The organism is Proteus sp. Marseille-Q3619 (assembly GCF_965283115.1).
The window spans coordinates 3,091,710-3,105,784 of record NZ_CBDIMP010000001.1 but is presented as its reverse complement, the minus strand read 5'-3'; the positions used below and the strand labels follow the sequence as shown (position 1 = coordinate 3,105,784).

Below are 14,075 nucleotides of genomic sequence, written 5' to 3'. Positions count from 1 at the left end.
GCAATTAAATTACTAACTAAATATACAAATTTTCTGATTTTTAGATAAAAAAATGCCGAGAACAGTTGTCTCGGCATCTTATCATTTTCATCTTTTAGTGAGAAAAGCGTTTCGCCTCTATCACATCAGGCAACTGATTAAGTTTTGCCAAAATACGACCTAATACTTGGAGATTATAAATCTCAATATTCATATCAATTGTCGCAATTTGTTGCTTCACATCACTACGGCTACTCACACCCAGTACGTTTACTTTTTCATTCGCTAAAATTGTCGTTATATCGCGTAATAACCCACTACGATCATTCGCTACAACACGTACTACCAATGAATAACCACTGGAATAATTCTCTCCCCATACCGCATCAACAATACGCTCTGGTGCATGAGAAAGTAATTCAGCAAGTTGCTCACAGTCAGCACGGTGAATCGAAATACCACGACCTTTAGTAATAAAGCCGACAATATTGTCACCCGGAATAGGCTGGCAACAACGTGCAATATGGTGCATTAAGTTACCTACACCTTCGACAACAATACTTCCACCCGAACCAGTGGTTCTTGGTGCTGGCGTTTTGTTTTCGAGTGTCCGCAGTGCTTCTTTATCTTCATCTTCCGCGGTGGCTTTATTCAATCGACTTTGAATAAAGTTTACCAACTGATTGATTCGAATATCACCGACACCAATACCTGCTAATACTTCATCAACACTATGAACGTTATAACGTGCGATCAGCAGTTTTTCTGCTTCTTTCATATTGATATCCATATGCGCCAATTCGTTATCTAAGATCTGACGCCCCGCAAGAATATTTTTATCGCGATCTTGCTTACGGAACCAATTGTGAATTTTCGCCCGTCCACGGCTTGTCGTGACATAACCTAAGTTAGGATTTAACCAATCGCGACTTGGATTTGGGTGTTTTTGCGTAATAACTTCAATCTGGTCGCCCATCTGTAATTGATAGCTAAATGGCACAATACGTCCGCCAATTTTTGCCCCAATGCAACGGTGCCCCACATCACTGTGAATATGATATGCAAAATCAAGCGGTGTAGAACCCGCAGGTAAATCAACCACATCACCTTTTGGCGTAAACACATAAACCCTGTCATCAAAGACTTGGCTACGAACTTCATCCAGCATTTCGCCAGAATCCGCCATCTCTTCTTGCCATGCAATCAGTTTACGTAACCATGCAATGCGGTTTTCATAGCTGCCTGTACCACCTTTCGTCGCAGCGCCTGTTGCACCTTCTTTATATTTCCAGTGCGCAGCCACACCCAATTCAGCATCTTCATGCATTTGTCGAGTACGAATTTGAATTTCAACCGTTTTACCTTCAGGCCCTAAAACAACGGTATGAATAGATTGGTAACCATTTGGCTTTGGATTTGCAACGTAATCATCAAATTCATCTGGTAAATGGCGGAAATGAGTATGCACAATACCTAATGCGGCATAACAATCTTGAAGACGTTCTACAACTATACGCACCGCTCTCACATCAAACAGCTCATCAAATGCAAGATTCTTTTTCTTCATTTTGCGCCAGATACTATAGATATGTTTGGGACGACCATAAATATCTACATCAACATTCTCTTCTTTCATATAACCGCGTACTGTACTGACAAAATTATCAATATACTGTTCGCGGTCGATACGACGCTCATGAAGCAAGCTGGCTATTTTTTTGTATTCATCAGGATGAAGATAACGGAAACAGAAATCTTCTAATTCCCATTTTAATTGCCCAATACCCAATCGGTTGGCTAATGGTGCATAAATATTAAAACACTCTTTTGCAGCCAGTACGCGCTCATCTTCTGTGGCATCTTTCACTTCTCGTAAATGGGCAATACGCTCTGAAAGTTTGATGACCACACAACGGAAATCTTCCACCATAGACAACAACATACGGCGAACATTATCCACCTGAACAGAACTTGTTTCATTGGTATGCGTTGCTTTTAACTGGCGTATGGCGTCCATTTCCATTACACCACGTACTAAGCTCCAAATCGCATCACCAAAATGTTCAGTAATGATTTCCTGATCAATAAGATTTTCTTCAGCAAGTGGGAAAAGAAGCGCTGCCCTCATGCTGTCTTTGTCCATGCTTAATGTCGAAAGAAGCTCAACCATTTCAACACCACGCCACAATAGCAGTTCGGCATCTTCACGCCCTTGAACAGTACGATGGCAGTATTCCCAGGTTTGCATGATTTCACTACCCGCATTGACATGGGTTAAGTTCAAGCTATTGACCCATTTATCAACAGCAAACTCTCCTGCAGGTGTTAAGTGAGCACTTCTTACTGCAACCATATTCTCTCCCTACACGGTATAAATCTTATTTGCGACTTATTTACTGGCTAACTGTTTATTTTCGACTAAACAGTGCCATTGATTCCAGATGACCCGTTTGTGGAAACATATCCAACATTTTTAAACCGATAAGCTGATATCCAGAATCTAATAATATCTTACTATCTCTGGCTAACGTGGTCGGATTACAGGAGACATACACGATTTTTTCTGCGGATAACTTCACAATATGTGACATTACCTCCAAAGCCCCTGCTCTTGCAGGATCTAACAATACTTTGTTAAACCCTTCTTTCGACCACGGCATCGCAGAAAAATCAGCCGATAAATCTGCATGCCAAAAATGCGCATTACCTAATTGGTTTAGTTCTGCATTTTTTTTCGCCATGTCAACCAGTGCGGGCACACCTTCTATACCCACCACTTCACTGACGCGTTTTGCGATAGGTAAGGTAAAATTCCCCATACCACAAAACAGATCTAACACGCGATCTTCTGGCGATAAATCAAGCCACTCAATAGCCTGAGCAACCATCTTAGGATTTATTTCATCATTCACTTGAATAAAATCAGTGGGTGCAAAACGTAAATTAAGACCTTCTATTTGATAGAAGGGTTCCTTCTCAATTGAAGTTAATCGTGCTATCTCGCTATTATTACCTGCAAGATACATCGTAACTTGATGAGTTTGAGAGAAATCACGCAAACTCTGTTTATCACTCTCAGGCAATGGCGATAGATGGCGTAAAATAACCAGCGGCCCATTATCAGCGAGCACCATTTCAACATGCCCTAAATCACATACTGATGTTAAATTTTTAAGGCATGTCCAAAGAGGAGACAATAAATCATTTAGCTGTGGCTTTAATACTGGGCATTTTTTTATCATGACCAAATCATTAGAGCGCTCTTGGCGAAAGCCCATCACCAACCCTTTTTCTGGTTGATAACGTAATCCCAATCTTGCTCTACGGCGATAGCCATATTCAGCTCCCGCAATCACAGGCTCGGCTGAAATAATCACACCCGTTTCACGCTTAATAAGGTGCGATAACACACCTGCTTTTGTTGTACGTTGTAGCGCAATAGGTACATGCTGCTGCTGACAACCACCACAACGCTCATAATATTCACAATGAGGCGCTATACGCTGTTCGCTGGTAGTCAAACGCTTAATAACCTCGCCTTTAGCAAACTGGCGCTTTTCTTCTGTTAAACGAATACGAGCAGTTTCTTGTGGGAGTAGTCCTTTTACAAAAATCGTTTTGCCCTCAGCATGAGCAATACCTTGACCATTTGCATCCAATGCACTGGCGGTCACTTCCAGAGTTGTTGCCTGTTTTTTCACAGGACGTTTTTTAGGGGAATAAAACTGCACCATAGTATTAAATTAAGTATCAATGACGGATTAACAGTAAAATGACATCGTTTTAGAATACGCTGTATGTTTTTCAGCGTTACATGAATGACTATGCATTTCAGAAGAAAACATGGGGAGAGTATAACATCGAACAAGTTATTTACTTAACTGATATAAGCAATATTTTTGTTAAAATGAGAAACTTTTAATGATCACAACCTAAGATACTTGTTTTATGGATTTTATATTGTTCTATAACTAACAAATATTATATATAACTTTTATATTGAATATATTTACAATTAATAACATCTATTTTCTGTTATTTTAATAAATCTTTATTATCACTAAGAAAAGTCTAAAAATCATCACCAATCAATTAGATAGCGTTTCTCTTAATGATTATAAATTAATCACAAACCATTAATTTCCTATATTCTTCATAAGCATAATGATCGGTCATTCCACTGATATAATCTTGAATTAATCTTGTGCGATAATAAAACTCTAACATTTTTCCTTTTTCAGAATTTATATCATCTAGCTTTTCTAACATCTCGTTATAAGCCAGTTTATGCTTAACAGAAAGCTTATGATATAAACGCGTCTCAATTACATATTTAGGATGTTCATTATATTTATGCAATCTTAAAAAATCTTCCGTTGATAATAAAAGCAAGGGCTTATAGATATCAAGTAATCCACTGATCACGCGATATCCTTTCATTTCAAGCTCTTCAACTTCAGGATGGCTAAATACCCATTTTTTAGCGACACTTTTTAATGTCGTTAATAAACGATGTTCCGCACTATTTCCTTCAAGCAAGGCATGATTAAAGCTCCCTTCATAAACTTGGGGAAGGTTTTTTATAAAACGGTACGCCGTATAAGGCACTAATTTTCCAGTAATATAAACTCGTAAATACATAAAAAACTGGTCTTGCATACTGCGTTTGGCTTCATTTTGATCGACTTTTTTATAAGCACGATTCACAGTAATATCGAATAAATCACCTTCAATCACATCACCATTTTCACGCCATGCATCTCGTAAAAGGTGAACAAGGCGGTTGATATCAAAAATCCCCTTTTCTACCGCATCATCTAAATCCGCAATACAATAAGAGATATCGTCAGCCGCTTCCATAATATAAGTGAGAGGAAAGCGACAAAATTCACCCATATCTAATTTTTCTTGCACTTCTTTTACGAATGCTAATTCAGACCAGTAATACCCCGGTTTTTTCATTAAATAGCTATATTCTTTAGGCACTTCCCCTTGCCAATAAGCAGGACGGGTATATTTCAATACACAACCTATTTGAGCATAGGTTAAATTCAATTTAAGCAGATGATGCGCCATTCGAATAGCTTGAGCATTCCCTTCAAATTGACATAAATCTTGGCGTAAAGTTTGTCGCAATTCATTTAATTGCACTTTAGCTGAATACTGCATAGGAATAAAAGGACAACTATCGAATTCGGCTGTCGCCTCTGGTGATAATACTTTTTGAAACCAATGCTTAATCGCGGCTTCACCAAAATGTCCAAAAGGCGGGTTACCAATATCATGCATTAAGCACGCCATCTCAATTAAGCTTTCTAAACTATCAATACGATCACTTAAACCATATTCTTCAAGCTTATTTTGTTTCTTTAATTCGCCAATAATCTGTTTAGCGATATAACGCCCAATTTGTTGAACTTCAAGAGAATGAGTAAGACGGCTACGTACAGCAGAATTTTGCTCTAGGGGAAATACTTGCGTTTTTTGTTGTAAACGACGAATAGCGGCTGAGTTAATAATACGTCCACGATCACTTTCAAATTGACGAGAAACCTGTATTTCATCGTTAATATCGATATCACTGCTGTTATATTTGCGTTGATAATTTAACTTCAGCTTAAAATCGATCATTTCTGTCCTCTTTCTGGTTTCGATGAAACGAATTCTCTATTCTTTGTGTTATATCGTGTTTTTCCGATAGATGTTAAACTCTATTTAAATTTCTATTTATTATTAACCTACAAGTGAGTATGACACAATGAGAGTTGGCGTAATAGGTGCAATGGAGCAAGAAGTCACACTTCTGCGTGAGAAAATTGAAGATTGCCAAATCTTATCTCGTGGCGGCTGTGAAATCTATACAGGCACAATCAACGGTGTTGATGTTGCATTATTAAAATCAGGTATTGGTAAAGTTGCAGCGGCGATTGGTACAACATTATTACTTGAGCATTTTCGTCCTGATGTCGTTATCAATACTGGCTCTGCGGGTGGCTTAGACTCAAGATTGAATGTTGGTGATATCGTTGTTTCAACGGAAGTTCGCTATCACGATGCAGATGTTACTGCGTTTGGTTATGAACCTGGTCAAATGGCACAATGTCCTCCTGCTTTTATTGCTGAACCCAAACTTGTTCAAATAGCAGAAGAATGTATTGAATCGCTAAAATTAAATGCTGTTCGCGGTTTAATTTGTAGTGGTGATGCCTTTATTAATGGCGCTGAACCTTTAGCCCGTATTCGTCGCACATTCCCAGATGTTGCAGCCGTAGAAATGGAATCGACCGCGATTGGCCATGTTTGCCATCAGTTTGGTACACCATTTGTTGTGGTTCGTGCTATTTCTGATGTAGCAGATAAAGAATCGCACTTAAGTTTTGATGAGTTTTTATCTGTTGCTGCAGAACAATCAAGCTTAATGGTGACAGCGATGTTGGATAAATTAAAAGACTAATTAAGTCGAGATAATCCTAATATCGCTTTATCAATACCCCGCCTTTATTTTTTACTTATTCTAAGATAAAAAATAGGTGGGTATTTTTTACTATTGGAAAAGTAATGCGTTTATTTATCAATTTTTGGTTATTACTCTGTTCATTATTTTGGTTCAAGTTCGCCATTGCTATCACGCCTGCTGATCGTGTTATTACACTATCACCATCTGCCACTGAAATGGCTTATGCCGCAGGTATGGGTGATAATATTGTCGGAGTTAGTGCTTACTCTGATTATCCAGAGGATGCTAAAAATATTGAACAAGTTGCCAATTGGCAAGGTATTAATATAGAGCGCATTCTATTATTAAAGCCTGATTTAGTGATTGCATGGCAAGGCGGTAATCCACAACGTTCATTAGATCAATTAAAAGCTTTGGGTATTTCTATCATTTATTCTGATCCACAAAGTATTGAAGAAATCGCAGACGATCTCGTTACTCTTTCCAATTATAGCCATCATCCTGATATAGCATTAAAAAATGCCCAACAATTGCGCCAGCAATATCGAGCGTTACAGCAAAAATATGTATCAAATATATCGAATCACCCTAAAAAAAAGGTGTTTATTCAGTTTGGGATGCAACCTTTATTTACGACATCAGCTCGCACATTACAGAGCCATATTACAGCGCTTTGCGGTGGGGAGAATATCTTTGCTAATAGCCCTGTCACTTGGCCTCAAGTAAGTCGTGAGCAAGTACTTACAAAGCGACCTGATTTGATTATATTCAGTGGTAAAGCAGAGCAAATACCTACCGTACAAACATTTTGGCAACCCCAGCTTACTGTTCCAGTTATTGCTATTGATGAAGACAGTTTTAGTCGCTCTTCACCACGTATTATTAATGCAGCACAGCAAATCTGCGAAGCCATCGCTAATAATGAATGAGTGATTTTATGAAATAAGCTCAGAAAGAATAAAGAAGAGAAAAAAATTTTAACCGACAGACAAAAGTCGTGAGCAAGCAAGCAGTGCAACAAGGCAGACAGCGCGCAGTAAGCGGAGCATACATTAGTATGTGAGCATTACGAGCACTGCTCTAACGCCGTGGCACTACTGCACAGCCACGACGCCAAAGAAGATAAACAGCACAAAGCATTACGAGCGGTGCTATAACGCCACAGCACTACTGCACAGCCACGACGCCAAAGAAGGATCAGATACTGAAAGAAGAGCCGCAACCACAGGTACTCTTAGCATTAGGATTAGTTACAATGAAACGCGACCCCTCTAACCCTTCGGTATAATCCACACAACCGCCCACTAAATACTGCAAGCTCATAGGATCAACCACTAAGGCAACACCTTGTTTTTCTATGGTCATATCGCCTTCGTTCATTGCATCATCAAAGGTAAAACCATACTGGAATCCGCTACAACCGCCGCCCGTGATATAAACACGTAAACGCAGATTTGGATTTTCTTCATCTGCAATCAGATCTTTTACTTTATTTGCAGCCGCGTCAGTAAATTGTAACGGCAGAGCCATATCATCACTCATTGTTCACTCCAGACTGGGTATTCCAGCAAAAAAAACAGCCAGCAAAAATTTATCTTTCTTGCTGATATAATGTGATGATTATCTAATACCTGCTCATAACCTTCAAGTTTGTTGTGGACAAAATACACTTTTTGCTACCTATCACTTTTTAAGATAAATCACGTACTCACAATAACAGTGATAAATCAAAATCTTGTTGCCGTGTATTTGGCTTCATCTGCGCGGTGCTTTAGAATACGCCTTAATCTTACGCTCACCCATCATTAGGAGTCTGACATGAGCAAGTCTGAAACGCTTTATAATCTCGCACAACAAGTGATCCCCGGCGGTGTCAACTCACCTGTTAGAGCATTTAACGGTGTAGGTGGAACCCCTCTTTTTATTGAACGTGCTAATGGTGCGTATATTTATGATGCCGACGGACGCGCTTACCTTGACTATGTTGGCTCATGGGGACCGATGGTATTAGGACACAACCACCCTGCTATTCGTGATGCAGTGACTGATGCGGTACAAAAAGGTTTAAGCTTTGGTGCCCCAACAGCCGCTGAAGTTGAAATGGCAAACCTAGTCACTGAACTTGTGCCATCAATGGACATGGTTCGTATGGTGAACTCGGGCACAGAAGCAACAATGAGCGCCATTCGCCTTGCTCGTGGCTATACTGGACGTGACAAAATCATCAAATTCGAAGGTTGCTATCACGGTCACGCTGACTGCTTATTAGTAAAAGCAGGCTCTGGCGCATTAACGATGGGACAACCTAATTCACCAGGTGTACCTGCTGATTTTGTCAAACACACCTTAACTTGCACTTACAACGACTTAAACTCTGTACGCCAAGCATTTGAAAACTATCCTGAAGAAGTCGCTTGTATCATCGTGGAGCCCGTTGCTGGCAATATGAACTGTGTACCACCTAAAGCGGACTTCTTACCAGGTTTACGTGCGTTATGTGATGAGTTTGGTGCTTTACTGATTATTGATGAAGTTATGACAGGCTTTCGCGTGGCATTAGGTGGCGCACAAGCCTATTACGATGTTGATCCTGACTTAACGTGCCTTGGTAAAATCATCGGTGGAGGTATGCCAGTGGGTGCTTTTGGCGGACATATGGATGTAATGTCTAAACTCGCGCCAATTGGCCCTGTTTATCAAGCAGGAACCTTATCAGGCAACCCTATTGCAATGGCAGCGGGTCTAGCGTGTTTACACGAAGTTTCACAGCCAGGTGTTCATCAAACATTAGATGAGCTAACAACGATGCTAGCTGACGGTTTACTTGAGAAAGCTCAACAAGCAGGCATTCCAATGGTTATCAACCATGTTGGTGGTATGTTTGGTCTATTCTTTACTGATGCGAAAGAAGTCACTTGCTACCAAGATGTGATGAATTGTGATGTCGAGCGCTTTAAACAATTCTTCCACTTAATGCTGGAAAAACGCGTCTACCTTGCGCCTTCTGCATTTGAAGCGGGCTTTATGTCTATCGCTCATACAAAAGAAGATATTCAACGCACTATTGATGCGGCGGAATATGCTTTTGGAAAAATGAAAGGCTAGTTTAAATATCCCTTTATAAAAGCCAGTTAGTTCACAATTGTGAAGTGACTGGCTTTTTATTATTGGCTTTAGCCAGTTTAAGTCGCGTCAGCGTCTTAAATCATAACCACCCGTTTTACGGGCGGTTATGATTTCTTTTTCCTATCCAATATCAATAGAAGTATCATTTTTGACATCTTTGAATTAAATTCAACCCATTGTTGCCATAATGACTTTAAAACACAAATCGAAGCGTCATATTTGATACTTTCGTGTTAAATTTAATCATTTATTGCCATGGTGGCTTTAAAATACGACTTAAAGTATCATATTTGATACTTTGCTTATTTTTTAGAGAAAATATATGCTCTCGTCACAATCAAAATAGGAAAAAGTATCAAAAATGAGCCTTAATAAAATTTTGAAGACAATCGATGATTTATCAGCTGAAGAAAAAACAAGGCTATTCTTAGAATTAAACTCTAAGCAAAAATCAAATAACTATCGTTATTTCAATGAGATATGCAACCCTGAAAAATCACTTAATCTATTTGCACTAGAAGAGCATGAGATTAAAAAAATCATTACCTTAGAGCTAAAAAAGCAAGGCATTACCTATGAAGAGATGGCTATGCAAATTGATGTATCTATAGCCACTTTTAAACGAATAGTTGCCAAGCCATTAATGGCAAAAACGATTAATCTTCATTCTTTATTGAAAGAACTTGGATTTAAATTATGCCTCGAAAAATAGAAGTCTGGCTTTATGAAAAGCCTGCTGGTGTTTTAAGTGAAGAAGAAAATGGGTTTATTTTTCACTATTATGATAACTACACAGGCAGAGCAATATCTTTAAGTATGCCTGTTAGAACAGAGCATTATTGGAGTGAAGAATTACACCCTTTTTTTAAAGGGCTAGCACCAGAAGGATGGTTACGTAAACGTTACTCTGAAATTCAAAAAATTGATGATAAAGATTTGTTTGGTCTATTAATGAAAAATGGTAATGACTTATTAGGGGCTGTTGTACTTAAAGAGATAACTTTATGAATTTACAACATTGTTTAATCAATCTAAACAAATTACAGGGGTCGGAATTAGACTCAGGCTATTCTCTGCTCGGAATAAAATCTCTTTTTAGCAATAAAGATATGATCCTGAATTTACCCTTTACACGTAGTCAATTCATTCAAGAATTACCTGAACGCCAAAAAGGGATGAGCATTTCAGGTTATCAGCCAAAACTCTCACTATATGTAAAAGATAACATTCTACAAGTCATTAATAATAACGGTACTTATATCCTCAAACCTTCACCTGAAGAATATCCTTATCTCGCTGAAAATGAACATGCGACCATGATGGTAATGCAACGACTAAAATTTAGTATTCCACCATTTGGTCTTTTTCGTTTTAAACAAGAAGATGGAAAGCCAGAAGAATTTGCTTTTGTTATTAAGCGATATGATCGTATTGGTTCTGATGCAGTTCGATTGCATCAAGAACAATTAGATGGTTCGATGGGAATAAATGATAAATATGGGCTTTCTGAGGGCAAAAAGGCTGTTAGCTATGAATCTGCTGCAAAATATTTAATCACCAATGTAAATAATAGTCTTAAAAGTAAACGAGATATCTTTCTGCGTATCGTTTATGCCTATGTTTTAGGAAACAATGATTACCACTTAAGAAATATGGGTATCATTTTACCTGATAACGCGCCTCCATCACTAGCGCCAGTTTATGATTTTGTCAGTGTTGTCCCTTATCCTTCAGCTTTTACAGAATATCTTGCACTCCCATTACTTGCATTAGAAGAAAACGATATAGACACAGCTCCAGGATTAAATTCAAAATATGGTGAGTATATTGGTTTTGATTTCATTCTACTGGCGGAACATATTGATATTAACCTTAAACTTGCTCAAAAATGGCTAGGCGATATTATAAATAGTCACCAACTCATTATTGATACATATAATGAAAGCCATATGCCAGAAGAACATAGAGAATTAGTCTTAGCTTATGTAGCTAGAAGAATAAACTTACTCAAAATAACTACGCTATAGCAACAAAAAAACAAGCGGCACTTATGTGCCGTTTTGATTTGATCTAACCTACGTGATGACTTACTCAGAAAACAGATCTTGTAACCACTTTGGCGCGCCACTTTCATCGGTATCTTGCTGAACGGGCGTACACAATCCATCTGGGTTTGATGTCCATACTGGCAATGTACGCACTCCACCGCCATAACAAGCAAAGTTACCTTGAGCATCAACAGACATCTCTGCGATATCTTCTGGTGCTGGTGGATTTAATTTCAACGGTGCCTGATTCTCTAAATAGTTACGATATAGCAATAATGCTCCTGTTGAACCCGTTAAATTCGTTGGACCATTATTGTCACGACCCATCCATGAAATCGTCACTTCTTTGCCGTCAATCCCCGCAAACCAACTATCACGTAAATCGTTAGTGGTACCCGTTTTACCCGCAAGGTTGTAATTACCAAATTTTGGTTTTAATACACGCCATGCTGTTCCTGAATTCACCACTTGTTGCATACCAAATAGCGTCATATAAGCCGCTTGAGGTGAAACAGTGGTTTCCGCTTGAGGATAACTTTGATAAAGCACTGTACCATCTTGAGCAATAACCGAGCGCAATGATGATAGTTTTGCACGATTACCTAAACTACCAATTGTTTGGAAGGTTTGAGCTACTTCCATTGGTGTTAAGTTTAATGCACCCAATAGCATCGCGGGTACTTTTTCCAGATTTTCCGCTGGTGCGCCCAAGTTAATCCAAGTTTGAATTACTCGATCTAATCCGACTTCTAAACCAAGATTTACAGTAGGTATATTGCGTGAGGTTGCTAATGCATCCACCAGCATTAATTTGCCTTTATAACCGCGATCATAGTTACGGGGTTGCCAAGGCTTACTCCCCGGAATAGGCACTGAAATAGGTTCATCAGCAAGCCATGTATTTAAACGAAAACGATCAGGCTCACTTAATGCCGTTAAATATGTGGCAGGTTTTGCCAGAGAGCCAATAGAACGACGTGCTGATAATGCGCGGTTAAAGCCCGCATATTGTGGTTGAGAGCCCCCTACTAACGCCCTAACTTCACCACTTAAACGGTCAACAACCACCATTGCCCCTTCAAGATCGTCTATTTTACGTGTTTTACGTAAATCAGCGACACCCACTTCAACCGCTTTTTCAGCCGCGTCTTGCGAGACAGGATCTAATGTTGTGAAGATTTTCGTACCCGATAAATCTTTTACTTTATCGCCTAGGGTTGTTTGTAACTCTTGGCGAACCAATTGCATAAACGCAGGTTGAGGTGTTAACGCTTCACTGCGTGGCTTCACTCCTAAAGGACGCGCACTAAGCACATTATAAAGCTCTTGGTCAATTATCTCTTGGGTTTCCAGTAATTTTAACACTACATTACGGCGCTCTAACGCCGCTTTTGGATTACGCCAAGGGTTATAAGCTGATGCACCTTTAACCATACCCACTAAAAGCGCTTGCTGATCAAGGCTTAGTTCATCAACGGGACGACCAAAATAATAAAGGCTAGCTAATGGGAAACCACGGATCTGTTCATCACCACTTTGCCCTAAAAAGACTTCGTTAAGATACAGCTCTAAAATGCGATCTTTGCTATAACTCGCATCCATAATGATTGCCATATAGGCTTCATTAAGCTTTCTTTTTAGCGTTCTTTCGTTAGTCAAAAATAGGTTTTTCACTAACTGTTGCGTTAAGGTACTACCGCCTTGAACCGCTTTACCCGCAGTAAAATTCGCTAATACAGCACGACCAATAGAATACAGGCTGATACCGTCATGCTCATAGAAGCGACGATCTTCTGTTGCAATTAACGTATCCACTAATAACTGTGGAAATTTGTCTCTCGCTAAGAATAAACGTTGCTCACCATTTGCAGATTGCATCATGGTAATCAGCTTAGGATCAAGACGGAAAAAGCCAAATTGGCGCTGATTATCCATGTTAGTGATACTAACAAGTGAATTTTGCTCAAAGGCTAATTTAGCTAAAATTTGCTCTTCACGACCATCAGGGAAATCAAATGGTCGGCGCAACATTTCAATGGTGTTGCCTCTTACCACAAACTCGCCAGGACGTGTGATTTTGTTAACATTGCGGTATTGCATACCCTCAAGTAAGCTCACCATCTCTTTTTGGCTATAATTCATGCCCGGTTCTAAGTTAACGGTACGTCCGTAAACCGCAGCAGGTAATTCCCAAACATTGCCATCAAGGCGCTCTTTGATTTGAGAATGTAAATAAACACCATAAATGCCCATTAAAACCGCAACCACAATGGCGATTTTGACAAATAACCAAAACCAAGAACGACCTCTTTTGGTTTGTTTCGCTGGTCTTTTCTTTCTACTCATGAACTGTATCTCTCATTAAAACCCCTTTATCACGGGATAAAGAAGCCTAACATTGTCGCTATTTTTCTGTGTTATCCCACAAGAAAGCTCTCAAATACGAATAAAACTAGAGCATATTG

At 39.2% G+C, this 14,075-nt stretch carries 11 protein-coding genes; 6 read left to right on the top strand and 5 right to left on the bottom strand.

The window, feature by feature from the left end; translation table 11 throughout:
- Positions 1-94: 94 nt before the first annotated feature.
- The 3 genes from relA to dgt form a co-directional block, all read right to left on the bottom strand.
- On the bottom strand, positions 95-2,332 hold the full coding sequence (gene relA / locus ACWPWK_RS14255) for a GTP diphosphokinase (protein ID WP_109371542.1): 2,238 nt from the start codon (positions 2,330-2,332) through the stop codon (positions 95-97).
- Between the two features lie 55 nt (positions 2,333-2,387).
- Entirely contained in the window at positions 2,388-3,713 is a 1,326-nt protein-coding gene (gene rlmD / locus ACWPWK_RS14250) for a 23S rRNA (uracil(1939)-C(5))-methyltransferase RlmD (protein WP_109371544.1), read from the bottom strand.
- A gap of 388 nt (positions 3,714-4,101) precedes the next feature.
- Complete coding sequence (gene dgt / locus ACWPWK_RS14245) at positions 4,102-5,610, bottom strand: dGTPase (protein ID WP_109371546.1); 1,509 nt, start codon at positions 5,608-5,610, stop codon at positions 4,102-4,104.
- Between the two features lie 127 nt (positions 5,611-5,737).
- Between dgt and mtnN the strand changes: the two genes are divergently transcribed.
- Both mtnN and btuF read left to right on the top strand, forming a co-directional pair.
- A complete protein-coding gene (gene mtnN / locus ACWPWK_RS14240) occupies positions 5,738-6,433 on the top strand; it encodes a 5'-methylthioadenosine/S-adenosylhomocysteine nucleosidase (RefSeq protein WP_109371548.1) in 696 nt (231 codons plus the stop codon).
- 104 nt (positions 6,434-6,537) lie between these two features.
- Positions 6,538-7,365 (top strand): vitamin B12 ABC transporter substrate-binding protein BtuF, encoded by an 828-nt coding sequence (gene btuF, locus ACWPWK_RS14235; protein ID WP_109371550.1) that lies wholly within the window; start codon positions 6,538-6,540, stop codon positions 7,363-7,365.
- A 268-nt stretch (positions 7,366-7,633) separates the two neighbouring features.
- Here btuF and erpA read toward each other — a convergent pair whose 3' ends face one another.
- Positions 7,634-7,978 (bottom strand): iron-sulfur cluster insertion protein ErpA, encoded by a 345-nt coding sequence (gene erpA / locus ACWPWK_RS14230; RefSeq protein WP_006534944.1) that lies wholly within the window; start codon positions 7,976-7,978, stop codon positions 7,634-7,636.
- A 276-nt stretch (positions 7,979-8,254) separates the two neighbouring features.
- Between erpA and hemL the strand changes: the two genes are divergently transcribed.
- From hemL to ACWPWK_RS14210, 4 genes are all read left to right on the top strand, one after another.
- Positions 8,255-9,541, top strand: a complete 1,287-nt coding sequence (gene hemL, locus ACWPWK_RS14225; protein WP_109371552.1) for a glutamate-1-semialdehyde 2,1-aminomutase — start codon at positions 8,255-8,257, stop codon at positions 9,539-9,541.
- Between the two features lie 382 nt (positions 9,542-9,923).
- Entirely contained in the window at positions 9,924-10,274 is a 351-nt protein-coding gene (locus tag ACWPWK_RS14220) for a transcriptional regulator (RefSeq protein WP_109371554.1), read from the top strand.
- Positions 10,259-10,570, top strand: a complete 312-nt coding sequence (locus ACWPWK_RS14215) for a HipA N-terminal domain-containing protein (RefSeq protein ID WP_109371556.1) — start codon at positions 10,259-10,261, stop codon at positions 10,568-10,570. The genes ACWPWK_RS14220 and ACWPWK_RS14215 overlap by 16 nt, the downstream gene beginning before the upstream one ends.
- Complete coding sequence (locus ACWPWK_RS14210) at positions 10,567-11,589, top strand: type II toxin-antitoxin system HipA family toxin (protein WP_109371558.1); 1,023 nt, start codon at positions 10,567-10,569, stop codon at positions 11,587-11,589. The genes ACWPWK_RS14215 and ACWPWK_RS14210 overlap by 4 nt, the downstream gene beginning before the upstream one ends.
- Before the next feature lie 60 nt (positions 11,590-11,649).
- Here ACWPWK_RS14210 and mrcB read toward each other — a convergent pair whose 3' ends face one another.
- The gene (gene mrcB / locus ACWPWK_RS14205; RefSeq protein ID WP_109371560.1) at positions 11,650-13,956 is read right to left on the bottom strand and encodes a bifunctional glycosyl transferase/transpeptidase; all 2,307 of its coding nucleotides are present in this window, start codon (positions 13,954-13,956) and stop codon (positions 11,650-11,652) included.
- Between the last annotated feature and the right edge of the window lie 119 nt (positions 13,957-14,075).